The following is a 23,770-nucleotide window of genomic DNA, read 5'->3' on the forward strand; positions in this document are numbered from 1 at the left end:
GCCGGGGCGGCGGCGGGGGCGGGCGCGGGGGCGGGGGGGGGGGCCCCCCCCCCGCCCCCCCCCCCCCCCCCCCCCCACAGGACCGCGGGTCAGCCGCGCGACGAGACCACCACCTCGCCGGCCTCGGACGTCTTCTTGCTGATCACTTCCTGGGCGATGCTCTCCAGTGCCTGCACCATCCAGCTCACCAGGTCGCGGTTCTGCAGGTCGGCGGCCTTCTTCCAGCGTTCCAGCTGCTCCCGGCTGGAGGTCAGGCGCACCTTCACGTCCACCGATCCGGCGGCGGCCTCCCGGCCGTCCGCCGCCTCGGCGGCCTCCACCGGCACCACGCCGGTGGTGCGGCGCAGCTCGCGGCGCAGCCGGTTGCGAGACCAGCCGAACTGCTCGGCCCGCTCCAGCCATACGTCCTGCTCCTCCTGGGCGAGCGCCGCCACCTCGGCGTGGTGGGCGAAGCTCAGCTTGTCCCGGCGCCGGGCCAGGCTGAAGCGGCGGGCGACCCAGGCGTAGTTGCGCAGGGTCTGGTAGTCGAGGGAGGTCTGCTCGATGGCCATCCGGTAGCGGTCGGCGTACTCCTTCTCCCCGTAGATGAGCCAGTCACCCAGCCACCAGGCAGAGGAGTCGGAAATGAGGGATATTTGCTTGCCGATACGCTCCCAGATGGGAAATTCCAGTCGATTCGGAAACTGCAGGCCGGTGCGCCGGGTCACGACGGACCGGTCCAGTCCCAGACGGTGGCCGGTGCCCGCGTGGGGCGTTCCTTCACCGTGTCCTTTCCTCGTGAGGCCATTGACGGAGTGGTTCATGGGTCCTCCGTAAGCGGATTACTGGTGAATCTGGTGTCACGGACTCTGGTTCTGCTGGCGTGCCTTCTGCCGCGGTGATTCCTCCGCGTTCTCTGCTCGTGATCCCGTCGTCTGCGGGCTTCGTCGTGGGGTGATGCTCGCGCGCCGGCGGCGGGCCGCGAGCGTGATCGGCTCGACGCTCGTCCTGAACGGCACGTCCAGGGGCCGAAGGAACAGCACGAGGGCGCCGATCATGGCCAGGCTGAAGCTGCCGAGCCCCATCAGCACCGCGATCGAGGCGTGCAGGAACACGCCGGCGGCCAGCAGGTACGGCCTGACCACCCGGCGTGCCACCAACCCCATGACCAGGGCGAACTCGACCGCGATCGAGCCCCAGGTGAGCAGCGTGACGCCCAGGGGGTGGGCCAGCACCGGGGCGAGGAGCGGCGCGGCCCAGCCCGGGACGCCGAACAGGGGATCGCTGAGCCAGTAGTACAGGGCCGTGCCGTCCGCCCACTCCTCCCGTCCCAGCTTGGCCATGGACGCCTGCAGATAGATCCCGGCGACCTGGACGCGGATGACCAGGAGGGCCGACCAGGCGACCAGGGAGGCGGCCTCGTCGCGGACCTCGTCGCCACGCTGCCAGTGCCAGGCGCGGTCGTCGGTCAGAGCGAGGGGGAGCAGCAGCAGGGTGAGCACGGCGGCGACCTGGTCACCGCCATCGGGAATCGTCGTCGAAGCCTGGAAGCTCACCGTCGCCCACCAGTGGGGCAGCGCCGTGAGCCGGGGCCGCCATCCGGAGCAGGCCAGGAGCAGGATCGCGATCGCGACCGGGTGGGCCACGTCCGCGTCCATCACGCAGAACAGGCCGGCGCCGGCGAGCCCGTCGCAGTGGGGGTAGCCGGGCACGCCCGCGGCCGGCCTGAAGAGCGTGGCGGTGTCGCTGGCCAGCAGCGTGGTCAGCGTCGCGGCCGCGACGAGGGTTCTGGCGGCGCCGTACACGTTGGTCCAGGGGCTGATCCGGGCGATGTCGTGCGCCCACGTCCCGAGGCGGGTCAGCATCGCGCGTCCAGGAGCACGACCGTCGCGGGCATCCGGGTCCGCGCCGCGGCTGCGGACCACGCCCACGGCAGGGGTTCCTGCCGGGACACGCCGAGCGGGCCGCAGAGGAGAGGGCGGGGCGCGGGATTGGCCACCGGCACGGCCTGCGTCAGGCCGCCGAGGCAGCGGGTGATCTCGCCGGTGTCGCAGCGCGACCACTGCTCGGCCGGCACTGCTGCGACGAGGATGCCGAGGTCCACCGCCTGCGCCCGCGACCGCCGGTCGAACCCCCACAGGTTGCGGAGCTCGGCGTGCGGCCCGAGCAGCGCCGGTTCCCAGGCGCCCGCGGGTGAGCGGCGCCAGACGATCTCGTGGTGCTCGCGCGCCGACCTGGTGAAGAACGCCCATCCCTGCGGTGCCACGACCCTGGCGTGCTCGGCGGCGGAACGCTGGCCGGGCAGCTCCAGGGCGGCCGACGGCAACTGGCCGATGACGACGTAGCCGGCGGCGGCAGCCCAGGCCAGGCCGAGCAGGAGCAGGAGTGCTCCGAGCCGGCGGTGCGGGCTCACGGGGTCAGGGTTTCGGCCACGTCGTCGGCCCAGCGTTCGCGCACCAGGGCGGCGCTCTGGGAGGAGGCTCGATGCCAGTAGCTGTGCTTGTTCACCACCATGTGGGTCGCCCTGACGATCGTCCGGTGGACCACGATGAAGCTGCCGTGCGGGCCCTTGCCCGGTGCCACGGCGGAGGACGCGTTGACCGTCGTGTCGTAGGCGGCGTCGGCGGACCGCGCGATGCGGACCCTGTCACCGCTGGTGATGTCGGCTGCGAAGGACTCGAAGAAGCCCGGCGTCCGGGCCTCGATCCGGGCAGTGAGATCATCGGCTTCGGCGGTGGTCCAGGGCTGTCCCTGGTGGAGGCTGAGCTCGGGATGGGCCCGGGCCACTGGTCCCTCCGCGAGGAGGAGGCCCTTGAAAAGCTCCTTGCCGTCGTAGCGGGCGGGGACCGACTCCCCCCGCGCGATGCCCCCACCGATGATGCCGATGACCAGGAAGGTTCCTAAGATCGCTCGTGTATGTCGCATGCCTGCTCCAGGTCATCATGAGGCCCATCAGGTCTTGTTGTTATATAACTTCTCGAACAATGTTGTAAATGGGACCAGCATGGGAACCTGCAGAACTGCCCTGTCCGTCCAGGGTGCGGCTCTAGAAGGAGCGACGAATGCGCCTGAGCATCGACCCGAGCTCGGCGGAACCTCTCTTCGACCAGATAGCCCGGAGCCTACGTCAGGCTCTCGCGGCGGGAGCGCTCCAGCCGGGTGACAGGTTGCCGCCGGCCCGCGAACTGGCGGACAGCCTGCAGGTGAACCTGCACACGGTGCTGCGGGCCTACGCCCTGCTGCGCGACGAGGGACTCCTGGAGGTTCGCAGAGGCAGGGGCACGGTCGTCGTCTCCCGGTCGCCGCAGCAGCTCGACCCGCGTCTCACCAGGGCGATCGAGGCCCTGCTGGGGGAGGCGCGACGGGTGGGGCTCACGGAGAGCGAATTGATCCGCTTGGTGACGCACAGCTTCCGAAGTGATGTCGGTTATGACAGGATTTCGGGCGAGTGAAATTCGCTTTCAGCGCTACGGGGAGACCAACACATGAGGTCGCGCTTCCTGGGGGTCGTGATTCTCATTCCCGCCGCATTCCACGCGATAACACTGGCGGTCCCGCTGGCCCTCCGGAACCGGCTGCCGGAACCTGTCGCCACGCACTTCACCGAGGGAAATCCGGACAGGTCGAGCCCGCTGTGGACGGTAATGGGGGAGAACTTCGTCCTGAGCACCGGCGCCTGGACGGTTTTCGGGCTGCTGGCCTGGTTACGCCATGACGGATCGATGGGGCGGCGCGCGGCCGCGGGTCTGGCGCTCGGCGTGCTCGTCCTGCTGGACCTCGCGTTCCTCATGGGGATCGTGGCGGCGAACGTGGACGCGGGCCAGTGGCGGCAGGCGTCGGCGCCCGCCTACGGGCCCGCCATGGCGTTCGCCGGCGGCGTGCTGGCCGTCGTCGTCGGCGCCGTCGCCGTCAGCCCGCGCCGGCGACGGGCCGCCGAGGACGGCCCGGAACTGCCCGACGACTGCGTCACCGGGCTGCCCAGCGGCAAGCCCACCATCTGGATCGGCGGGGCGAGGAACCGCAGATACTTCTGGCGCACCATCGCCGCCGTCTGCCTGATGCTCGTCCTCACCGTCATGGGGACGACGTGGATGGTGCTGCCCGCCGTGCTGTCGCTGCTGACGCTGCACTTCTGGAGCGGGGTCACGGCCGTCTTCGACGGCGGGCGGCTCACCATCCGGGGCGGCCTGCCGTTCCTGTTCCCCCGGCACGTCGAGCTGGCCCGGATCGAGACCGCGGAGGCGGTGCGCATCGACCCGCGCCAGTGCGGGTGGGGGTGGCGGCTGCGCAGCACGAGGCGGCACATGGTGGTCGTCAGGAAGGGCGAGGCCCTCCTGGTGGCGTTACGCGATGGTGGCGAGGTCATCGTCACCGTGGACGACGCGGCCGCGGGCGCGGCCGAGATCCGCCGCGCGCTCAGATACCAGGCGCACGCACGGCATCCGGCCGACCGGCGGGACGTTCGGCCCGCCGAGGCCGGAGAGGTGGACCCGGCCAGATCCGCCGACCTGTAAAGGCCGGTGAAATTCCCCCGCGTGCCACGGCCATAAAGGGTCGTCCGCGTAGATCGCGACATGCTGATGTCATCCTGCGCGGGCACGTCCGTGATGTCAACGAATGGACGACCAGCGCGCGACAAAGGACCAACGCATATGCGTCTCGCTGGCGGGACAGCGGCCGGCTTTCTTGGAATCGCGCCGGAAAATGGCTCACAATCCCCCGGTGCCCGTGAATTGGCGGCCGGACCGCCGGCCCTCGCCCGACGCCGGTGGCGGCTGAGATGCTTGCCGCGCTCCTGCCCGCGCCCGTGGCCGTCGAGGAGACATTCGCCGAGGGGACGGGCATGCTGCTGCCCGAGGAGGAGGCGCTGGTCACCGGCGCGGGTCCGCGCCGCGCGCGGGACGTCGCCGATGGCAGGACGTGCGCCAGGCGGGCGCTGTCGAGGCTGGGCGCGCAGCCCGGTCCCGTCCTGCGCACCGACTCGGGCGCGCCGCTCTGGCCGCCCGGGGTGGTGGGGTCCATCACCCACTGCGCGGGCTACCGCGCCGCGGCCGTGGCCTGGCGGCGCGAGGTGCCCGTCATCGCGCTGGACGCCGAGCCCGGCCTCCCGGTCCCGCGACGGGTCATCGACGGCATCACGCTGCCGGAGGAACGGGCCTGGCTCGAACGGCTCGACGCCGAACAGCCGGAGGTCGCCTGGGGGCGACTGCTCTTCAGCGCCAAGGAGGCGGTCTACAAGGCGTGGTACCCGCTCACCGGACGGTGGCTCGGCTTCGCCGACGCGGTGATCTCCGTGGACGCGGCCGCGGGCACGTTCACCGCCCGGTTGCCGGGCGGTGGACGCGTGGCCGGGTTCGACGGGTGCTGGCGGGCAGGCGGCGGCCTGCTCGTCACCGCCGTGACCCGGGCGGTGCTCCGGCCGGACCGCGCATCGGAGCGGCGGCTTCGCGAAGCCCGGCGACCGACCCCTGCCCGATTTCGATGACCCGCTGACCGAAAGGCACGGTGCCGACAGTGGCCGACGCGACACGACGCGGCTTCCTCAGCACGATGACCGCGATGGGCGGCGCCGCGGTGGCGACCGCAGTCACGCAGGGCGCGGACGCGCGGGCGGACACGCTCTCGCGCTCCTGCCCGCCGACGCCCGGCCTGGTGAGTGTGGGACCCGACGACCCCCGCTACCAGGACCTGATCCTCAGGGGCTACAACGCCCGCTTCCTCGGCAGCCCCGAGACCGTGCACGTGGTCCACTCGGCCGACCAGGTGGTACGCGCCGTGAACCAGGCGGTGCGCGCGGGCAAGCGGATCGTCGTGCGCGGCGGCGGCCACTGCTTCGAGAACTTCGTCGACGACCCGTCCGCCCAGGTGGTCATCGACCTCAGCCAACTGAACGGTGTGGCCTACGACCCGCGCCACCACGCCTTCGCCGTCGAGGCCGGAGCGACGCTGGGGCAGGTCTACCGCTCCCTGTCCCTCGGGTGGGGCGTGACCCTCCCCGCGGGCACCTGCCCGTCCGTCGGCGTCGGGGGGCACGTCGCCGGCGGGGGATACGGCCTGCTGTCGCGCCGGCACGGCCTGGTCGTGGACCATCTCCACGGCGTGGAGGCGGTCGTGGTCGACAGGTCCGGCCGGGCCCGCGTCGTCGTGGCCACGCGGGAGCGCGACGATCCGCACCATGACCTCTGGTGGGCCCACACGGGCGGCGGCGGTGGGAACTTCGGCATCGTCACCCGCTACCTGATGCGTTCGCCGCATGCGACCCGCCGGACCGACCCGGCGAACCTGCTGCCCGCGCCGCCGGCCGGAATCCTGGCGTGCCAGATGTCCTGGGACTGGGCCGAGCTGACCCGGAGCACGTTCGCCCGGCTGCTGGACAACTACGGGCGATGGCAGCAGGGACCGATGAACGAGCCGGCCTACGCCGGTATGGACACCACGCTCGCCCTGCCGCACCGCGCCGGCGGCCGGATCGGCCTGACGGCGCTCCTCGACGTCCCCGGCCCGGCCGCCGAGGAGTCGATGGGTCGGTTCATTCACGCGATGGGCCAGGGGGTCGGCGAGCCGCTGATCGAGGTGTTCGGCACCTCGCCGTACCTGCGCCTGGTCACCTCGTCCGGGGACGCGGCCGGGTCCTTCTACCTCAGGTCCAAGTCCAAGTGCGGCTACCTGCGGGCGCCGTGGACGCCGAAGCAGGTCGAGACGGTGTACCGGTACCTGACCGAGGGGGAGGAGGACCCCGGCGGCGCCGTCTACCTGAACTCGTTCGGCGGGACGGTGAACAAGGTCCCCGCCGACGCGACGGCCTTCCCTCACAGGTCCTCGTCCATGATCGCGTTCTACGACGTGGGCTGGTACGACCCGGCGCAGGACGAGGAGAAGCTCGCCTGGGTGCGGCGGCTCTACCGTGAGGTGTACGAGGACACGGGCGGCGTGCCGGCGCTGGACGGGCGCAACGACGGCGCGTACATCAACTACCCGGACCTGGACCTCGCCGACCCGGCGCACAACACCTCGGGAACGGCCTGGCACACCCTGTACTACAAGGACAACTACGCACGGCTGCAGCGGGTCAAGGCGCGGTTCGACCCGCTCGACCTGTTCCACCACGGTCTGTCGGTCCGGCCGCCCGGCGGGGACGCCGCCGTCCGTAAGGCTGCCGCCCCGGCGGGCCGGGGGCGCCTGCCCCGGCCCGAACCACGGTCCTACGCCAAGCCGGCGGCGCCGGTGCACGGGGTCGCGCACCGCATCCTCGACGCCGGGAGCTGAAGGACGCGGGGCCGGAGACGGAAGGTCTCCGGCCCCGTGCGGACGGGTCAGGCGCCGTCGATCAGCCGGATGGCGAGGTCCGGGCTGAACGTTCCGGCGGGCACGGTCGGCGCTACGCCGCAGGGGCCGTCGGAGTCGCCGGGCACCTTCACCCACAGCAGCATCTCGGCGCCGCCGCCGACCCGCGCCGGCGTGCCGAGCTGGCGGCCGGGCGGGTTGCACCACTGGTTGTTGGAGCCCTTGCCGTTGCGGCTGGTGTCGATGACGAACGGGACGCCGCCGCCGAGCGCCGTGGAGACGGCGTCCCCGTACCGGGCCGAGTCGGCGGTCGTGTAGTAGTTGGAGACGTTGACGGCGAAGCCGCGGACGTTGCCGACGCCGGCGTCGCGCAGGCGGCCGGCCATCGTCGCCGGCTGCGTCCAGCCGGCGTTGGCCGCGTCCAGGTAGGCCCAGGTGTTGGCGGCCTTGTCGCGGAACTGCCGCGTGGCGTGGTTCAGCATGCGCTTGCGTGCCGTGATCTCGCCGCTGTCCATGCACGCGAAGTCGCCGAGGGAGTCGGGCTCGATCACGACGACCGCCGGGCGGTTCCCGATGCCGGCGGCGAACTCCGAGATCCACGTCAGGTACGCCGCCTCGCTGGGGGCGCCGCCGCTGGAGTGCTCGCCGCAGGCGTCGCGGCCGTAGATGTTGTAGGCCACCAGGATCGGCAGCTTGCGGGCGGCGGCGGCGTCGGCGACGTACCGGGAGACGGCCGAGCGGATGTCGCCGCTCCAGCCGCCGAACCAGCGGGCCATCGGCTTGGTCGAGATTGCCGCCTTGATGCGGTCGGCCTTGGCGCCGGGGTTGCGGTTCACCCACAGCGCGGGGTTGGAGCCGGGGTCGACGTAGAAGCCGTCGGTCATCTCCACCGGTCCGGAGCCGGGCGGCGGCGTGGAGGTCGTCTCGGTGAGGGAGACGTTGTCCACGAAGAAGGTGAAGCCGGCGTTCTTGCCGAGCTGGAACGACACCTGTCCGGCCGGGGTGCCGAGGCCGGCGGTGAAGGGGAAGCTGAAGCGCTTGCTCGTCGTGGTGAGGGCGATCGGCTGGGTGAGCGTGTTGGTGTACGGGGCGTCGGCGAGCTGCACGGTCGTCACGGCGGAGACGGCGGTGGAGGCCGAGGCGTCGAAGGAGAGCGTGTAGGACTTGCCCTTGGTCAGCGTGATGGCGTTCTGGCCGATCATGGCGTCCCACGGGTTGGCGGTGCCGCCGGGCACGGTGACGCGCAGCCGTCCGGCGTCCACGGCCATCGAGGTGTTGGCGGAGTTCCACCAGGGCGCGGTGCCGTTGGCGAAGGTGCCGTTGACCACCAGCTCGGGTGCCGCGGCGGCGGATGCGGCCGGGGTCACCGACAAGGCGGTGAGTGCCGCGGCCGTGATCGCCGTGAGGCGGGTTGACAGTCGCACGAGACGGGTCCCTTTCTGGGCGTCAAATCGCGATCGGTGATCAAATATCACAGGGACGGGACCCGTTTCGTGCCGGTTTACGGGAACTTGTGGGCGCGCCTGGGTATCCGATCGGAGGCGTCCGCCGGGTAGTGGCCGGTGGGCACGTTCCACGCGGGTCAGGACCGGAAGAGCCGCCAGAAGGCCAGGGCGATCTCCTCGGCCGGTGCGCGGCGGCCGCCCGTCACCCAGTGGGCGACCACCCCGGTCAGCGCGCCGGCCAGGTAGGCGGCGTGCACCTCGGGCGGCACGTCGGCGTACCCGCCGGGCCGGGTGCCCCGGGCGAAGCGGCCGGCCAGCTCGGCGGTCAGGCGTTCGCGCAGCCGGGCCGCGAAGCGGGCGCTGCCCTGCGCGTCCAGCATGCGCTCGAACAGGGTCGCGTGCGCCGCCACGTGGCCGAACAGGGTGACCAGCGGCTCCGGCGCGTGGTCGCGCGGGCTGTCCAGCGGGCACAGCGCCGCCGCTCGGGCGACGTGGCCGATCGTGTCGTCCATCGCGTCGGTGACCAGCGAGTCGAGGTCGGGGTAGTGCAGGTAGACCGTGGCGCGGTTGACCTCGGCGCGCCGGGCCACTGCCGACATCGTGATCGAGCCGAACTCGTGTTCGGCCGCCAGGGTGAGGACGGCGGACCGCAGCCGGGCCCGGGTGCGCCGCGCGCGGGGATCTTCGGGGTTCACGCCGCCAACTATACGACAGCAGTCGCTTACAAGACATGTGTTGTTTAATCAACAGTCGTCGTATAAGGTGCCGGGCATGCGAGTCGAGATCTGGGCCGACGTGGTCTGCCCCTGGGCGTACATCGGGAAGAGGCGGCTGGAGAAGGCGCTGGCCGGCTGGGACGGGGAGCCGGTCGAGGTGGTGTGGCGGCCGTACCGCATCGACCCGGCCGCGCCCGCGCCCGGCGAGCCGCTGGCGGATCTGCTGCGCGACCCGCGGGTCGACGAGGCGCTGCGGTCGTGCAACCCGGACCTGACACCCGCCGACAACCGTTCGCTGGTCGAGCGGATCGCCGCCACCGAGGGGCTCGGCCCGCCGTGGGGAGCCGCGTGGCGGGTGAGCACCCACGACGCGCACCGGCTGATCGCGCTGGCGTACGAGCACGGCGGCGCCGGGCTGCAGGACGCCGTGGCCGAGGGGGTGCTGCGGGCGCACTTCGTCGAGGCCCTCGACCTGAGCCGCCCGGAGGTGCTCGGCGGGGTCGCCGCCCGAGCGGGCTTCGCCGAGGGGGCGGACCTGCTGGCGGCCGGCGCCGGCGACGAGCAGGTCCGCGAGTCGCTGCTCGTCGGCAAGGCCATGGGCGTGCGGACCTCGCCCACCCTTGTCGTGGCGGGCCGCGCGCTGGCCGGCGCCCAGCCGCCGGAGGTGATCAGGGAGTTCCTGGAGGAGGCCGGCGCGACGGTCCCGCGCCGGCTGCCGGCGGAGGTCGAGCGGCTCCGGCACGCCGAGTCGCTGCTGGACCAGCGCGACCCGCTGGGCTCGCTGGCCCTGCTGCGGCCCCTGCTCGGCGAGCACGGCGACGACCGCGGCGTCCGCATGCTCGCCGCCCGCGCCTACTACGCCTCCGCGCAGCTCGGCCGGGCCGCCGCCACGCTGGAGCGGCTGGTGGCCGAGTCGCCGGACGACTCCTACGCGCGCCACCTGCTCGGCCGCACCCTGCAGCGCCAGGGCCGGCCCGAGCAGGCCGGCCCGCACCTGGCCATGGCCTCCGCCATGACCCCGTCCTACGACGTGACCTGACCTGACCGGCGGCGCGCCTTCGACGCGACGCGGGCGCGTACGCCGACCAGGACGCCGAGCAGGACGTCGAGCAGCAGGAAGGCGGCCAGCGACACACCCAGCAGCGGCAGGAACCAGCCGACCGCCACGACCGCCACGGCCGCCGGCACGAGGACGGCCCAGCGCACCCCCCGCCAGGCGCCCCGCCGGTACGGCCGGGCGAAGCCGCGCGTGGGCCGGCGCTGCCACCACATCCGGTACCCGTATCCGACCAGGAAGACCAGGCCGGCGGCCAGGGCGATGAGCAGGAGCTGGTTGGCCGGGCCGAACAGGACCCCCATGTGCCCGTCGATGCCCCAGCGGGCGAGCTTGGCCGCCGGCGGATGGTCGGCGAAGCGCAGCTCCTCGACGACCTGCGCGGTGCCCGGGTCGACGGCCACCTGGTCCAGCCGCTGCGGCCACACGTTGTCGATCTCCTTGACCACGTAGGCGCCTCCGGAGCCGCCCGGCCAGACGATCTCCAGCGGCCCGAACAGCCCCGCCCTGGCAGCGGCCCCGGCGACCCGGTCCACCACCGCGCCGTGCGCGGCGTGGCCACCATGGCTCGCATGGCCCGTGGCGGCGTGCGCGGCGTGGTCGCCGCCGCCGGAGGCCGACGACAGCGAGGGGGTCGACCAGTCGAGCGCGGCGCGCAGGCCGCTGACGTTCTCGCCCGCGTACGCGGACCACGTCAGCCCGGTGGCGGACAGGAACAGCAGGCCGGTCACCGCCCACAGCCCGACGGCGCCGTGCCAGGACAGGGTGCGGCGCAGGCCGGTGGTCCCGGGTTCGGGGGCGAGCAGGCGGCGTACCCGCCGGCCGGGGCGACGGCGGCGGCTGAGCCACAGCAGCAGCCCGCCGAGCGCCACCACCCACAGCCAGCTCGCCGCCAGCTCGCTGTAGATCCGGCCGGGCTCACCCAGATGCAGGTTGCGGTGCAGGTGGGAGACCCAGGCGCGGACGGGCAGCGCGCCGGAGCCGCCGTAGCTCTCCAGCGTGCCCCGCACCTCGGCGGTGTGCGGGTCGACGAACACGGCCAACTTGGTGCTCGGCGCCAGGCCGGGCACCTCCATCAGCACCGCCGTGGTGCGACCCGGCTCGGCGGGCGTCCGCACGGAGGTGACGGTGCCCCGCGGCTGGGCGGCACGGGCGGCCGCGACCTGCTGGGAGAGCGGGGTGGTGGCGGGGCCGGCGGGCACGTACAGCTCGTGGCTGTAGACGATCTTCTCGACCTGCCAGGAGGCGGCGTAGAGCAGGCCGGTCGCGGCGGCGACGAGCAGGAACGGTGCGACGAGGACACCGGCGTAGAAGTGCAGCCGCAGCACGAGCGGACGCAGCGCCGCCCAGCTCGCGCCGCGGGGCGCGGGTGAGCCGGGAGGCTCGGTGGTGGGTTCGGTTTCGAGGATCGAGGACATGGGGCGTTCTCCGTTTCCGGGGACGCGCGCACGCGGGACGCGCACGTGTCGCGGTACGAGCCGATGGGGGACGCCGACGCAGGCCGGATGCGCGTCCTGGACGCGCGCGGGCGCGGCGACGGCGCGGCGACGGCGGTGACAAGGCCGTGCCGGCCCGCGTCCAGACCGGGGTGGCACTCGGCGTGGACGGGACGCGATCGGGGCACGGCGTGGGGACGGGCGTCCGCCCGCGCGAGGGACATGAGCCGTCCGGTCGGCGGCGGCGGGCCCGTTTCAGCGAACGGAGAACGCGAGGGGCGGGCCGCGCCGGGAGATCGCCGCCACGTGCGGTGGCGGCGGAGGCGCCGGGGCCGCCGAGGCGGCGCTGATCGTCGGCCCGGCCGCGGTGACCCGGCAGGTGAGCCCGACCAGCAGCCGGGTCAGGAAGCCGCGCACCGAGGTGACGGCGAGACGCAGGAAGGTGGCCAGGGCCGTTTCCCCCCGCTCCAGCCACCAGCCGGAGATCAGGGCGACGGTCACGTGCACCAGCAGCATCGCCATGCCGCCGCCCGCGCCCGGGGCCGCGAGCGCGGGATCGAGCAGGCCGTCCGGGGCCGCGTGGTGTCCGGTCTGGTGTCCTGCGTGGTGTCCGGCCTGCCACGTCGCCGTTCCGGCGGGTGCGGGGGCCGGGGCGGTGAACAGGTTGTGCAGGCCGTACTGGGCGGCGAAGCAGGCGGCGAGCAGCGTGCGGCGCCCGCGTCGGCGGGCGGCCAGCGCGTACGCCCCGGCCCAGGTCGCCGCCGTCGCGCCGGCCAGCATCGGCAGCTCCACCGGACCGCCTCCGGTGGCCGTGTGCAGGCCGGCCGACAGCAGCACGCACACGACCGCGAACACCCCGGCGCGTGGCGCCCGGATGAGCGGATGGCCCACATGCGGCGCGCCGTCACGGCAGTCGCGACCGGCGCCCCCGCCTCCTGCGGGGAACGGGCCCGGTCGCGCAGCCATCGCCCTGCTCCTTTCCTCGCCCGGAGATACGGCCCGGGAGCCGTTCCGGCTCAACGCCGCGGCGGATTTCCGTCCGGCGATCTCCGCGGCGCGGTGGGGGCGCTCGGGGACGGACCCGGCCGAGGGCTCGGGGACGGCCCGGCCGGGGCGCTCGGGGACGGCGCGCGGGGGGCGCTCGGGGACGGTGGTCAGGCCGGGCTTTCGTCGAGCATGGCAGGAGTGGCGGCGAGCAGCGCCCTCGTCTCCGGGTGGGTCGCGGCGGTCAGGTCGGCGGCGGGCAGGTCCTCCACGACGCGGCCCTCGCTCATGGTGACGATCCGGTCCGCGACGCGGCGGGCGACCCGCAGGTCATGCGTCACCACGACGAGGGTCAGCCCCTCCACCCGTAGCCCCGCCAGCAGGCCGAGGACATGCTCGGTGGCGAGCACGTCGAGCCCGCTCGTGGGCTCGTCCGCCAGCAGCACGCGCGGGCGCTGCGCCAGCGCGCGGGCGATGGCGACCCGCTGCAGTTCCCCACCCGAGAGCGTGGCGGGCCGCCGCGCCGCGAACCCGGCCTCCAGCCCGACCCGCGCCAGCAGCGCCGCCACCTCCGCGGCCACCTGCGCCGCGGCGGATCCGGCCGCCCCGCCCCGGGGAAGCGCCTCGGCGACGACCTGGCCGACGGTGTAGCGGGGGTCGAACGAGGCTTGCGGGTTCTGGAAGATCAGACCCGTGGTCCTGCGGACCGCCCGCCTGTCACGATCCCGGATCGCCCACACGTCGCGGCCGTCCACCGTCACGGTCCCCGAGCCGGGCCGGTCGAGGGTGGACAGCGTGCCGAGGAGCGTGGTCTTGCCCGAGCCGCTGCGGCCCACGACGGCGACCGACTCGCCGGGCTCGATGGCCAGGCCGACCCCGTCGAGCGCCCGCACCCGCCGGCCCCGGCCCCGCAACTCGCGGCGCACGTCCACGCAGCGCAGCCCGGCCCCGGCCCGCGCGCCTGTCCCGGCCGTGACCCCGGCCGTGACCCCAGCCGTGACCCCAGCCGTCCCGGACGTGACCCGGGAGGCGGTGATCAGGGTGCGGGTCAGGTCGGCCCGCGGGTCCGACAGCACGCCGCCCGCCGGGCGGGCCTCCACGATCCGGCCGTGGTCCAGGACCGCGATGTCGTCCGCCCACCGCGCGGCCGCCGCCAGGTCGTGGGTGATCAGCAGCACGGCCCGGCCGTGCTCGTGCGCCTGGGCGCGGACGAGGTCGAGCACCGGGGCCTGGGTGACCGGGTCGAGGGCGGAGGTCACCTCGTCGGCGATGAGCAGCGGCGGCGACGTGGCGACGGCCAGCGCCAGCGCCACCCGCTGCGCCTGACCGCCGGACAGCTCGAACGGGTAGGCGTCCCACAGCGTGCCGGGCAGCCCGCACGACAGCAGCGCCTCCTCCCCGGCCGCCCGGACCTCCCTCCGCCGCGCTCCCCGGAGCATGGCCCGGGCCGGCGCGTGCCCCCCGGCCGCCCCGCCGTGGGCACGCAGCGTCTCGGCGAGGTGGCTGCCGACCGTGATGGTCGGGTTGAGCGAGGCGAGCGCGTCCTGGAAGGCGTAGCCGACGGACCGTCCCGCCATCACGGGCGCCCCGTCGAGCGACACCGAGCCGGTCGCCGGGTGCAGTCCGGCGACGGCGCGGGCCGTCAGGCTCTTGCCGCTGCCGCTCCTGCCCACCAGGGCCACCACCCGACCGCGCGGCACGTCCAGGTCGAGCCCGTCCACGACCCGGCGGCCACCGGCCTCGACGACCAGGGAACGGACGATAAGACCGCGGACGACCGGACGGCCCGGGTCGGGGCCGTGTGTGTCCGGGCGGTGCGCGGTGCGGCGGTGCGTGTGGGGGTCGGGCGTCACCAGGGCCTGCCTTCCGGACGGCCGCCGACGGCGTTCGCGACGAGGTTCACCGCGACTATCGTGACGATCACCGCCGCCGCGGGCACGGCGACCGTGTGCCACTCGCCGGTGAGCAGGTGCGACTGCGCCTCGGTGAGGAGGTTGCCCCAGCTCGGCTGGTTGGGCGGGATGCCGAGGCCGAGGAAGCTCAGCGTGGACTCGGTCAGGATGGCGTGCCCCACCTCGAACGCCGCGATGGCGGCCACCGGCGGCGCCGCCCCGGGCAGCAGGTGCCGCCACAGGACCTGCCGCCGGGTCAGGCCGAGCCCGTAGGCGGCCCGTACGTACAGGCGTTCCCGCAGGCTGCGCAGCTCGGCGCGGACGATCAGGGCGACCGGCATCCAGCTCGTCACCGCGATGCCCAGGATCACCACGTGCATCGACGGCCCCGCGACGGCGGCCAGCGCCAGCACCACGACGAGCAGCGGCAGGGAGAGCAGCACGTCGGCGGCTCGGGCGATGAGCCCGTCCAGCCAGCGGGGCGCGACGGCGGCCAGGCCGCCGATGAGCGTGCCGGCGCCCACGGTGACGGCCGCCGCCGTGATGCCGACGACCAGGGACGTGCGCGCGCCGTACAGCATGCGGCTGAGCAGGTCGCGGCCCAGCATGTCGGTGCCGAGCGGGTGGCCGGGCGAGCCGGGCGGCAGCGAGGTGGCGGCGGTGTCGGTGGCGAGCGGTTCGTACGGCGTCAGCAGCGGCGCGGCGGCGGCCAGCGCCGCCATCGCCGCGAGCACGACGAGCGCGACCGGAAGCGCGGGACGGCGCGGCCGCATCCGCACGGCGAGCAGCCCGCGCGGCCGCACCCCGGCCCGCACCCCGGCCCGCACCCCGGCGGGCGGCTGGTCAGCCGGCATGGGCGGCCGTCCCGTCGGCGCGAACCGGGTGCGGGTCGGACGGCATGGACGGCCTCCCGGGGGCGCGGCGGCGGATGCGCGGGTCGAGCGCGGCGACGACCAGCTCGGCGGCCAGATTGGCGGCCACCACCACCAGCCCGGTGACCAGCACGATCGCGACGAGCACCGGGTAGTCCTGGCCGCGGGCGGCGTCGATGGCCTGGCGGCCCATGCCGGGCCAGGAGAAGACGACCTCGGTGGTGTACGCGCCGGTCAGCAGCGTGCCGACGCTGACGCCGAGCCGGGCGGTGAACGGCACCAGACCGGGCCGCATCAGGTGCCGTGTCGTGACGACCCGCCGGGGCAGCCCGCGGGCGCGGGCGTTGTCGACGTGCGGGGCGTCGCGCAGCCGGCCGACGCCGCTCTCCACGAGCCGGACGTAGATGCCGAAGTGGTGGCCGAACGCCAGCGCGGTGGCGGGCAGCACCAGGTGGGTGAGCAGCGCGTACGGGGTGACCGGCTCGCCGGGCCGGCTCACCCCGCCGGACGGCAGCAGCCCGGTGGCGGCCGTGAAGACGTACAGCAGCAGCAGCGCGGCGACGAACCCGGGCAGTCCGCCCAGCACGAACATCGCCCCGTCGATCGCCCGGCGCAGCCAGGCCCGCCGGGTCAGCGCGGCCACCAGGCCGACGGCCACCGCGCCGGCGGCCGACAGCAGCGTCGCGGCGGCGGTGAGCAGCGCGGTCCAGGGCGCGGTGGCGGCCAGGGTCTCGGTGACGGGCCGGCCTGTGAGGTAGGAGGTGCCGAGGTCGCCGCGGACCGCCGCCGACACCCACCGCGCGTACCTGACGGGCAGCGGCTCGTCCAGCCCCATCTCGGCGCGCAGCCGCGCCACGTCCTCGGCGGCGGGCGGCCGGCCGCCGTTGCGCGCCTCCAGCACGGACGCCGCCGGATCTCCCGGCGCGGCGTCGAGCAGGGCGAAGCAGACCACCGACAGGACGGCGACCACGGCCGGCGCGGTCGCCGCCCGCCGGATCAGCGATAGCGCCACGTCTCGGCGTTCCAGAAGAATCCGTAGCCGTGGTGGCCGAGCGTGCGCTGCCGGGGGCCGGTCAGGTCCTCCGGCACCGCGTTGATCGCCTTCAGGTACGAGATCCACACGAACGGCGGGTCGTCCTGCAGCGCCTGCTGGAAGGCGTCGTAGGCGGCCTTGCGCCGGTCCGGGTCGAGCGTGCCGCGGCCGTCCTCCAGGGCCTTGTCGACGGCCGGGTTGCGGTAGGAGCCGAAGTTGGAGCCGCCCTCGGCCAGCGCCTCGGAGGAGTGGAAGGGCCCGTAGACAGAGGTGTCCGGGTCGTACGGCGTGCCCCAGCCGACCACGAACACCTCCAGGTCGCCCCAGTGCCGGCGCACCCAGTCGCGCGGGCGTGGCGTCGGCACCGCGTCGAACCCCTGCTGCCGGAGCTGGGTGGCGGCCACGTTGAGGATGGCCACCCGCAGCGAGTCCTCGGCGAACGTGCTCAGCTCGAACCGCACCGTCTTGCCGTCCTTGGCCCACAGGCCCTGCCCGTCGCGGGCGTAGCCGGCCTCGGCCATGAGCGCGGCGACCTTGGCGGGGTCGTGCGCGAAGCCCGGCGCGGCGGCGTACGGGGAGGTGTCGAGCGGGCCCTTGGCCGGGGTGCCGTAGCCGAGCACGACGCTCTTGGTGATCGCGTCGCGGTCGACGGCGTGGTTCATCGCCTGGCGCACCCGCTTGTCGGCGAAGACGGGGTTCGTCATGTTGAACATCAGGGCCCGGTAGTCGGCGGTCGGGTAGACCTCCAGCCGCTTGCCCCGGGCCTTGCCGGCCTGCTGCGGGGCGAGGGCGGCTGCGTCCACCTCGCCGTTGGCGAGCTGGATCAGGCGGGCGCTGTCGTCCGGCACGTACTTGATGATGATCTTCTGCAGGCCGGGGGCGCCCTCGTAGTAGCCGCCGAACGCCCGCAGCTCGGCGTACTGGCCGGGCTTGTACGTGGTCAGCTCGAACGGCCCGGCGCCGACCGGCTGCCGGCCGAAGTCCGAGTCGGTGATCTTCTTGCCGTTCAGGACGTGCCTGGGCAGCACGGCCATCGCCATGGCGTCGAGCATCGGGGCGAACGGCCGGGCGAGCTCCAGGCGGACCGTCGTGGCGTCGGGCGCGGTGACGGAGGTGACGGCGGTGAAGTTGCGGGCGAGCGGCGAGTCCGCTCCGGCCGCTTTGATCGTCTCGATGGTGAACGTGACGTCGTCCGAGGTGAGCGGTTCGCCGTCGTGCCAGGTCAGCCCCTTGCGCAGGCGGAAGGTGTAGGACCTGCCGTCCTTGGCGACCTCCCACGACTCGGCGAGGGCGGGGACGACCTTGTTGTCGGCGTCCCGCCGCGTCAGGCCGCGGAAGACCAGCTCGGTCACCGGGTCGGTGTGCTCGTCCTGCAGGCCGGGGTTGAAGGTCTCGGGCTCGTCGCCGAGTGCGTAGGTGAGCGTGCCGTCGCGGGCGGGGGTGCTCGTGCCGCCGCCCTGCCCGCCGCCCTGCCCGCAGGCGGCGAGGAGGACGGCTACGGACATCGCGGCGAGCGCGGTCAGAACCGGACGTCTGTGCATGATTCAGCATTATTGCAAATAATGTGCAGGAGCTTGTAGGTGGCATCAGGTTGCCGTCGCTGGGTGCGGTCCGAGAGCGGCCGGGCCACCACGGCCTGGGGCTCGCCCCGCATCCGGCAGCCGGTGGCCCGGTCTCAGGCGCGGGCGGCGCGGCAGGCGAGCTGGAGGGCGAGCCGCTGCTGCGGGTCGGACAGGTCGGCCTGCAACAGGGCCTCGATGCGGCGGATGTTCCTGCTCACCGCGTTGCGGTGCAGGTGCACCTCCTCCGCGGCCCGCGCGGGCGAGCCGTGGTGGTCGAGGTAGGCGCGCAGGATGGCCAGGAGCTGTGCGGGCCGTTCGCCCGGAAGGTCCAGGATGGGCTGGAGCAGCTCTCTGACGGCCTGCTGGGCCGCGTCGGAGGAGTACCACTCCTCCAGCATCCGGTCCAGCCCGGCCAGGTCGTACGTGGCCAGCGGCAGGCGGCTGCGGCGCAGGGCCGTACGCGCCTCGGAGGCCGACGTGCGCAGCCCGAGCAGGCCCTGGTGCGCGGTGCTCACCCCGCAGCGCAGCTCGGCCCCGGCCGGGCGGACCCGGCCCAGGAGACGGCCGGCGTCACGGACCGCCTCACGCAACCCCGCCCGGCCGGGATCGCGCGGCTGGGTGCGGACGAGCACCAGCGCGTCGCCCGCCAGGGCGCCGTTCCACGACGGGCCGACGATCTCCCGTACGGCCCGGGCCGTGCGGGAGGCGACGGTGTCGAGCAGGGCGTAGCGCTCGGGGCCCTCGTCCATGAGAGGTTCGAGGCGCAGCACGATGTGCCACTCGTCGATCGGCAGCCCCAGCGCGCGGGCTCGCGGGGCCAGCTCCTGCGCCTGCTTCTCCGCCGTCACCAGCAGCTCGGTCAGCACCTGGGACCGCGAGCGGCCGGGCAGCTCGTCGGCCGGCCCCGCGGCCGCGGCCAGGGCCGACAGCCGCAGCACCACCTGGACGGCCCGGCCGAGGTGCCCGTCGCGCGCCTCGGCGGAGAAGTCGTGGCCCTCGGCGCGTACCGGCACGCCGAGCGCGGCGGCGGCCTCCTCGGCGATCCGGTCGGGCGCGCCGCCCGCCCGCAGCACGCCCTCCATCGCCCGCGCCGTCCTGATCAGCGCGTCGGCCGCGTCACCCGCGATGACCCGGTCGATGGCGACGATCAGCTCGGCGAGGTCGCCCGGCCCGCCGTCGCCGCCGGGCGCGGGGTCGCCGGGCGGGGGGTGCGCGGGGTCGCCGCCGGCGGCCTCGCAGAGGACGACGCGGCCGCGCCGGGCGAGGACCGCGGCGCTCCGGTCGATGTCGGGCACCAGGCCGGCGCCGGGATGGCCGGTGGCCGGGGCGCGGGCGGTGAGGACGAGCGCCGCGGCCCGGGCGGCCGCCGCGTCCCGCAGCGCCACGTCCAGCCGGTAACCCGTGGCCTGCCGCGAAGCCGCCCGGGTGAGCACCACGACGGACCCCGGAGGCTGCCAGGCCACCTCCTTGAGGTCCTCGACCAGACGCACGCCGGTGGCGGCGCGCGGCACGTCGGGCCCCGCCAGCCGGTGCAGCTCGGCGAGCAGGTACATGCCGCCAGTGTGCCACCAGCACATCGGCGGGCGAAACAGGTGCTCCGGGCACATGCCCGTTGACCTGGGCATTCGTACGCTGGGCAGCGTGGACATCGACACCGGGCTGCTCCCGGCGTTCGCGCGGGGCTGCGCCGTCCTGGGCTCGGGAGGCGGCGGCTCCGTGACGATCGGACGCGCCGCCGCCCTCCAGGCGCTGGAGGACCACGGCCCCGTCCGCGTCGTCGCGCCCGCCGACCTGGACCCCGGCCTGCTGGTCATGCCGGTGGGCACGGCCGGTTCGTCGGCGGTGATGTCCGAGCGGGTCGGCGGCACCGAGGAGCCCGTCCACCTGCGTGACAAGATCGAGGAACTGTTCGGCGTCCGCGTCGGCGCCGTCATGGCCAGCGAGATCGGCGGGGCCAACGGCTGCCTCGCGGTCGCGTGGGCGGCCCGCCTGGGCCTGCCGCTGGTGGACGCCGACGGGATGAGCCGCGCCTTCCCCGGCATGGACCAGACCGTGATGGAACTGCGCGGCATCCCCGCCACCCCGGCCGTGCTGTGCGACGAGCGCGGCCGGACGGTCGTCATCGAGCACGTCACCGGGCGCTGGCTGGAACGTTACGTCCGCGCGTCCCTGGAGGCGTTCGGCGGGCAGGTCGCGACCAGCGAGTACGTCCTGCGCGGTGACCAGGTCGCCACGGCGACGGCGCTCGGCTCCGTCACCCGGGCGGTGCGCCTGGGCACCGCCCTGCCCGAGCCGCTGATCACCGGGAAGGTAGCCGAGGCGGCGGGTTCGATCCTCGTCGAGGGTCTGGGCCGCGACCAGGGCCGGCTGCTGCGCGTCGAGGCGGGCAGCGAATACCTCGCGGCGATCGAGGACGGGCGGCCGGTTGCGGCGGTGCCCGACGTCATCGCGCTGCTCGACACCCGCACGCGCGAGGTGGTGCAGACCGAGCAGATCAGGTACGGCCTGCGGGTCAGCGTGCTGCGCGTGCCGTGCGACCCGATCTGGTACACCCCCGAGGGACTGCGCCTGGCGGGGCCCGCCGCCTTCGGCCTGTCCGGCATCCCCGCGCCGCTCGGCGCGCCCGGTCGCTCGACCGTCTGGAGAGCCGCACCGGACGAGCCGCGCGCCCGGCCGGCGTCGCCACAGGCGCCGCCCGCATCCGGCGGCAGCGGAGCCCCGCCCGGTGAGGTGTTCCGATGAAGGCCGGTGTGCACGTGGGACTCGCCACCACCGAGGCGGCGCTGATCGACGACGACGGCGCCCTGGTCGCCACCGCCGCGGTCGGCTCCGTGCCGGGCGACGCCGTCGCCAGCGTGGGGGCCGCCCTCGTGCGGCTGCCGCGGCACGATCCGGCCCAGGTCGCGGTGGGGCTGCGGGCCACCGCCTCCGCCGTGGCCGAGCGGCGGGGGCTGCGCCGGGTCGGGGTGCTGCGCATCGGCGGGGCCGCCGCCCGCGCGGTGCGTCCGCTGTGGGGCTGGCCCGCCGACCTGCGGGCGGCCGTCTGCGCCGGCGTCGACATCGTGGACGGCGGCGGCGGGCTCGACCGGGAGGACTGGACGCCCCTGGACCGCGACGCGGTGGCCCGGTTCGCCGCCGGCGTGGCGGGCAAGGCGCAGGCGGTCGCCGTCGCGGGCCTGTTCTCGCCGCTGGACGGGGAGCAGGAACGCCAGGCGGCCGAGATCCTCCGGGCCGAGCTGGGCGACCTGCCGATCGCCCTGTCCGCCGACCTGGGCTCGATCGGGCTGCTGGAACGCGAGAACGCCACCGTCCTCGACGCCGCCCTGTCCGGTGTCGCCGGTGGGCTCGCCGACCGGCTGGCAGGCACGCTGACGGCGCTCCACCCAGGCGCCGCCGTGTTCGTCACCCGCGGCGACGGCACGCTGATGAGCCTGGAGCACCTGGCCCGCCACCCCGGGGCGAGTCTCGGCAGCGGGCCCGCGAGCGTGCTGCGCGGGGCGGGCGCGCTGGCCGGGCTGGAGGACGCGGTGGTCGCCGACGTGGGCGCCCGGCGGGTCAACGTCGGCGCGCTGGCCGGCGGCTTCCCCGAGGAGGCCGTCGGCGGGGCCGAGATCGGCGGGGTGTGTGTCGGGTCCCGCATCCCGGCGCTGATCCGGCTGCCCCGGCCGTTCGACCCGGCCGAACTGGCCGAGGCGGTCGACCGGCTCCAGCCGGGCGCCGGGCGGCTGCCGCTGGTCGTGGTCGGCGGCGGCGCGCACGACGTGCCCGGAGGGGTGCATCCCGAGCACGGGGAGGCGGCGGGCGCGATCGGCGCGGCCGTCAGCCCCGTCGGCGGCCAGCACGAGCGGATCGTCCGGCTTCCCGACCGGTCCGCGACGCCCGTGGTGCTGGAGGACGTCATGGAGGAGGCGCGGGCGGCGGCGGTCCGCGCCGGCGCCGACCCGCGGCACGTGGTGGTGGTGGAGGTGGACGAGACACCGCTGGCCTATCTGCCCGGCCGGTTCGTCAGGCTCCGCGCCAGAGCCGCCGGCCCGCCGTCCCCCCTGTGACCCGGCTCGCCGACCCCGTCCCCCGGCGGGCGCGCGCGTGCCCGCAGGCAGGCCCGCGCCGCCGACAGACCTGCCCACCCCCCAACAGAGACAGACTCGTGCACCCCCCAAGAGAGAGGCACCACCCATGACCGACCCCGACTACCCGCTGGAGCGGGTGCCGGCCGACGCCCGCTACCCCTGGTTCAACGTGGCCGTGCAGCGCTTCGGCCAGCTCTCCGACCTGACGCAGTTCCTGCTCGGCGCGACCCTGGGCGCCGGGCTGTCCTTCTGGGGCGCGTTCTGGGCGTTCACGCTCGGCTCGGTGATCCTGGAGGTGGTCTGCATCTTCGTCGGCATCGCCGGCATGCGGGAGGGCCTGTCGACCTCCATGCTCGCCCGCTGGACCGGGTTCGGCCGGTACGGTGCCACGCTCATCGGCGTCGTCATCATGCTCAGCCTCTTCGGCTGGTTCGGCGTGCAGACCGCGGTCTTCGCGGCGGGCCTGCACTCGATCATGTCGTGGCTGCCGCTGTGGGCCTGGTCGCTGGTCGCCGGGCTCGGCGTGACGCTGCTGGTCATCCGCGGCTTCAAGGCGATGGGCCTGACGGCGTTCGTGACCGTGCCGGCCTTCCTCGGCCTGGCCGGCTGGGCGATGTGGGTGGAGATGTCCCGGCACGACCTCGGCGCCCTGGTGGCCTCACCGCCGTTCGGCGAGCCGATCAGCATCGCGACCGGCGCCACCATCGTGGCCGGCTCCTACATCGTCGGCGCCGTCACCACGCCCGACATGACGAGGTTCAACCGCAACACCGGCGACGTGGTCAAGCAGACGCTGGTCGGCATCTCCCTCGGCGAGTACGTGCTCGGCCTGGCCGGCGTGCTGCTGGCCTACGCGGTCAAGTCGTCCGACGTCATCGCGATCATCACGGCGTCCTCCGGCGTGGTCGGCGTCATCGTGCTCATCACCGCCACCGTCAAGATCAACAACTGGAACCTCTACTCCGCCACGCTCGGCCTGCTCACCGCGGTCGAGTCCACCATCGGCGTGCGGCTGAACCGGGTCACCGTCACCCTGGGCATCGGCATCCTCGGCAGCCTGCTGGCCGCGGCGGGCATCCTGGAGCGCTTCACCGACTTCCTGCTCATCCTCGGCGTCATCACGCCGCCGATCGCCGGGATCATGGTCGCCGAGTACTTCGTCCTCCGCCGCTGGCGGCCCGTCCTGGACGCCTCCCGCGCCGCCGGGCGGCTGCCGGACACCGAGCCCACCTGGGTCCCGGCCACGCTCGTCATCTGGGTGGCGGCGGCCGTGTTCGGCTGGCTGAGCGAGCAACACCAGTGGTTCGGCATCCCCGCGCTCAACTCGCTGCTGCTCGCCGGCGTCGCGTACGTCGTGGCCGGTCGTCTCGGCCTGGTCCGGGGGACTCGCGAGCAACCCGTGGAACAGCGCGCGGTGAACGTCTGAAATGTCAGCAACCGTCA

General features: G+C 74.4%; 21 protein-coding genes. 8 read left to right on the forward strand and 13 right to left on the reverse strand.

The features are described from left to right. Positions 1-89 precede the first annotated feature (89 nt). From ACGF0J_RS35450 to ACGF0J_RS35465, 4 genes are all read right to left on the reverse strand, one after another. Positions 90-707, reverse strand: coding sequence for an LmbU family transcriptional regulator (locus ACGF0J_RS35450; protein ID WP_393153195.1), 618 nt, complete (start codon positions 705-707; stop codon positions 90-92). A 132-nt stretch (positions 708-839) separates the two neighbouring features. Next, positions 840-1,844: a sporulation-delaying protein SdpB family protein gene (locus ACGF0J_RS35455; protein ID WP_393153197.1), complete on the reverse strand. Its 1,005-nt coding sequence runs from the start codon at positions 1,842-1,844 to the stop codon at positions 840-842. Then, complete coding sequence (locus ACGF0J_RS35460) at positions 1,838-2,392, reverse strand: SdpA family antimicrobial peptide system protein (RefSeq protein WP_393153199.1); 555 nt, start codon at positions 2,390-2,392, stop codon at positions 1,838-1,840. The genes ACGF0J_RS35455 and ACGF0J_RS35460 overlap by 7 nt, the downstream gene beginning before the upstream one ends. Continuing rightward, a complete protein-coding gene (locus ACGF0J_RS35465; RefSeq protein ID WP_393153201.1) occupies positions 2,389-2,904 on the reverse strand; it encodes a hypothetical protein in 516 nt (171 codons plus the stop codon). Before ACGF0J_RS35465 ends, ACGF0J_RS35460 begins: the two co-directional genes overlap by 4 nt. Before the next feature lie 137 nt (positions 2,905-3,041). Between ACGF0J_RS35465 and ACGF0J_RS35470 the strand changes: the two genes are divergently transcribed. From ACGF0J_RS35470 to ACGF0J_RS35485, 4 genes are all read left to right on the forward strand, one after another. Then, positions 3,042-3,431 carry a GntR family transcriptional regulator gene (locus ACGF0J_RS35470; RefSeq protein ID WP_393153203.1) on the forward strand — a complete coding sequence of 130 codons (390 nt, stop codon included), beginning with the start codon at positions 3,042-3,044 and terminating at the stop codon, positions 3,429-3,431. Between the two features lie 192 nt (positions 3,432-3,623). Then, positions 3,624-4,493, forward strand: coding sequence for a hypothetical protein (locus ACGF0J_RS35475; protein WP_393153205.1), 870 nt, complete (start codon positions 3,624-3,626; stop codon positions 4,491-4,493). 266 nt (positions 4,494-4,759) lie between these two features. After that, entirely contained in the window at positions 4,760-5,464 is a 705-nt protein-coding gene (locus ACGF0J_RS35480; RefSeq protein ID WP_393153207.1) for a 4'-phosphopantetheinyl transferase, read from the forward strand. 29 nt (positions 5,465-5,493) lie between these two features. Continuing rightward, positions 5,494-7,245 (forward strand): FAD-binding oxidoreductase, encoded by a 1,752-nt coding sequence (locus tag ACGF0J_RS35485; protein ID WP_393153209.1) that lies wholly within the window; start codon positions 5,494-5,496, stop codon positions 7,243-7,245. A 47-nt stretch (positions 7,246-7,292) separates the two neighbouring features. Here ACGF0J_RS35485 and ACGF0J_RS35490 read toward each other — a convergent pair whose 3' ends face one another. Both ACGF0J_RS35490 and ACGF0J_RS35495 read right to left on the reverse strand, forming a co-directional pair. After that, positions 7,293-8,687, reverse strand: coding sequence for a glycoside hydrolase family 6 protein (locus ACGF0J_RS35490; RefSeq protein ID WP_393153211.1), 1,395 nt, complete (start codon positions 8,685-8,687; stop codon positions 7,293-7,295). 158 nt (positions 8,688-8,845) lie between these two features. Continuing rightward, positions 8,846-9,403 (reverse strand): TetR/AcrR family transcriptional regulator, encoded by a 558-nt coding sequence (locus ACGF0J_RS35495; protein WP_393153213.1) that lies wholly within the window; start codon positions 9,401-9,403, stop codon positions 8,846-8,848. Between the two features lie 76 nt (positions 9,404-9,479). Here ACGF0J_RS35495 and ACGF0J_RS35500 point away from each other — a divergent pair, with 76 nt between their 5' ends. Continuing rightward, positions 9,480-10,463: a DsbA family protein gene (locus tag ACGF0J_RS35500; protein ID WP_393153215.1), complete on the forward strand. Its 984-nt coding sequence runs from the start codon at positions 9,480-9,482 to the stop codon at positions 10,461-10,463. Here ACGF0J_RS35500 and ACGF0J_RS35505 read toward each other — a convergent pair. The 7 genes from ACGF0J_RS35505 to ACGF0J_RS35535 form a co-directional block, all read right to left on the reverse strand. Further along, entirely contained in the window at positions 10,448-11,896 is a 1,449-nt protein-coding gene (locus ACGF0J_RS35505; RefSeq protein ID WP_393153217.1) for a PepSY-associated TM helix domain-containing protein, read from the reverse strand. The two genes, ACGF0J_RS35500 and ACGF0J_RS35505, sit on opposite strands and share 16 nt — an antisense overlap. A gap of 273 nt (positions 11,897-12,169) precedes the next feature. After that, positions 12,170-12,880: a hypothetical protein gene (locus ACGF0J_RS35510; RefSeq protein WP_393153219.1), complete on the reverse strand. Its 711-nt coding sequence runs from the start codon at positions 12,878-12,880 to the stop codon at positions 12,170-12,172. Between the two features lie 188 nt (positions 12,881-13,068). Further along, positions 13,069-14,751 (reverse strand): ABC transporter ATP-binding protein, encoded by a 1,683-nt coding sequence (locus ACGF0J_RS35515; RefSeq protein ID WP_393153221.1) that lies wholly within the window; start codon positions 14,749-14,751, stop codon positions 13,069-13,071. Then, entirely contained in the window at positions 14,748-15,644 is an 897-nt protein-coding gene (locus ACGF0J_RS35520; protein ID WP_393153223.1) for an ABC transporter permease, read from the reverse strand. Before ACGF0J_RS35520 ends, ACGF0J_RS35515 begins: the two co-directional genes overlap by 4 nt. Next, entirely contained in the window at positions 15,634-16,674 is a 1,041-nt protein-coding gene (locus ACGF0J_RS35525; protein WP_393153225.1) for an ABC transporter permease, read from the reverse strand. Before ACGF0J_RS35525 ends, ACGF0J_RS35520 begins: the two co-directional genes overlap by 11 nt. Next, entirely contained in the window at positions 16,659-18,236 is a 1,578-nt protein-coding gene (locus ACGF0J_RS35530; RefSeq protein WP_393153227.1) for an ABC transporter substrate-binding protein, read from the reverse strand. The genes ACGF0J_RS35525 and ACGF0J_RS35530 overlap by 16 nt, the downstream gene beginning before the upstream one ends. 134 nt (positions 18,237-18,370) lie before the next feature. Next, the gene (locus ACGF0J_RS35535) at positions 18,371-19,810 is read right to left on the reverse strand and encodes a PucR family transcriptional regulator (RefSeq protein WP_393153229.1); all 1,440 of its coding nucleotides are present in this window, start codon (positions 19,808-19,810) and stop codon (positions 18,371-18,373) included. A gap of 88 nt (positions 19,811-19,898) precedes the next feature. Between ACGF0J_RS35535 and ACGF0J_RS35540 the strand changes: the two genes are divergently transcribed. The 3 genes from ACGF0J_RS35540 to ACGF0J_RS35550 all read left to right on the forward strand — a co-directional run bounded on the left by ACGF0J_RS35540 (position 19,899) and on the right by ACGF0J_RS35550 (position 23,753). Further along, positions 19,899-20,999 (forward strand): DUF917 domain-containing protein, encoded by a 1,101-nt coding sequence (locus tag ACGF0J_RS35540; protein WP_393153231.1) that lies wholly within the window; start codon positions 19,899-19,901, stop codon positions 20,997-20,999. Further along, on the forward strand, positions 20,996-22,306 hold the full coding sequence (locus ACGF0J_RS35545; protein ID WP_393153233.1) for a hydantoinase/oxoprolinase N-terminal domain-containing protein: 1,311 nt from the start codon (positions 20,996-20,998) through the stop codon (positions 22,304-22,306). The genes ACGF0J_RS35540 and ACGF0J_RS35545 overlap by 4 nt, the downstream gene beginning before the upstream one ends. Before the next feature lie 127 nt (positions 22,307-22,433). Continuing rightward, complete coding sequence (locus ACGF0J_RS35550) at positions 22,434-23,753, forward strand: purine-cytosine permease family protein (protein WP_393153235.1); 1,320 nt, start codon at positions 22,434-22,436, stop codon at positions 23,751-23,753. Positions 23,754-23,770: the final 17 nt, after the last annotated feature.

The organism is Nonomuraea sp. NPDC047897, assembly GCF_043204415.1.
In the GTDB taxonomy this organism is placed as follows: Bacteria; Actinomycetota; Actinomycetes; order Streptosporangiales; family Streptosporangiaceae; genus Nonomuraea.

Excerpts from the sequence above, each read along its gene's own strand:
- ACGF0J_RS35455 (WP_393153197.1), bottom strand. The coding sequence starts at position 1,844 with ATGCTGACCCGCCTCGGGACGTGGGCGCACGACATCGCCCGGATCAGC.
- ACGF0J_RS35465 (WP_393153201.1), bottom strand. The coding sequence starts at position 2,904 with ATGCGACATACACGAGCGATCTTAGGAACCTTCCTGGTCATCGGCATC.
- ACGF0J_RS35470 (WP_393153203.1), top strand. The coding sequence starts at position 3,042 with ATGCGCCTGAGCATCGACCCGAGCTCGGCGGAACCTCTCTTCGACCAG.
- ACGF0J_RS35475 (WP_393153205.1), top strand. The coding sequence starts at position 3,624 with ATGGGGGAGAACTTCGTCCTGAGCACCGGCGCCTGGACGGTTTTCGGG.
- ACGF0J_RS35480 (WP_393153207.1), top strand. The coding sequence starts at position 4,760 with ATGCTTGCCGCGCTCCTGCCCGCGCCCGTGGCCGTCGAGGAGACATTC.
- ACGF0J_RS35500 (WP_393153215.1), top strand. The coding sequence starts at position 9,480 with ATGCGAGTCGAGATCTGGGCCGACGTGGTCTGCCCCTGGGCGTACATC.
- ACGF0J_RS35505 (WP_393153217.1), bottom strand. The coding sequence starts at position 11,896 with ATGTCCTCGATCCTCGAAACCGAACCCACCACCGAGCCTCCCGGCTCA.
- ACGF0J_RS35510 (WP_393153219.1), bottom strand. The coding sequence starts at position 12,880 with ATGGCTGCGCGACCGGGCCCGTTCCCCGCAGGAGGCGGGGGCGCCGGT.
- ACGF0J_RS35520 (WP_393153223.1), bottom strand. The coding sequence starts at position 15,644 with ATGCCGGCTGACCAGCCGCCCGCCGGGGTGCGGGCCGGGGTGCGGGCC.
- ACGF0J_RS35530 (WP_393153227.1), bottom strand. The coding sequence starts at position 18,236 with ATGCACAGACGTCCGGTTCTGACCGCGCTCGCCGCGATGTCCGTAGCC.
- ACGF0J_RS35535 (WP_393153229.1), bottom strand. The coding sequence starts at position 19,810 with ATGTACCTGCTCGCCGAGCTGCACCGGCTGGCGGGGCCCGACGTGCCG.
- ACGF0J_RS35545 (WP_393153233.1), top strand. The coding sequence starts at position 20,996 with ATGAAGGCCGGTGTGCACGTGGGACTCGCCACCACCGAGGCGGCGCTG.
- ACGF0J_RS35550 (WP_393153235.1), top strand. The coding sequence starts at position 22,434 with ATGACCGACCCCGACTACCCGCTGGAGCGGGTGCCGGCCGACGCCCGC.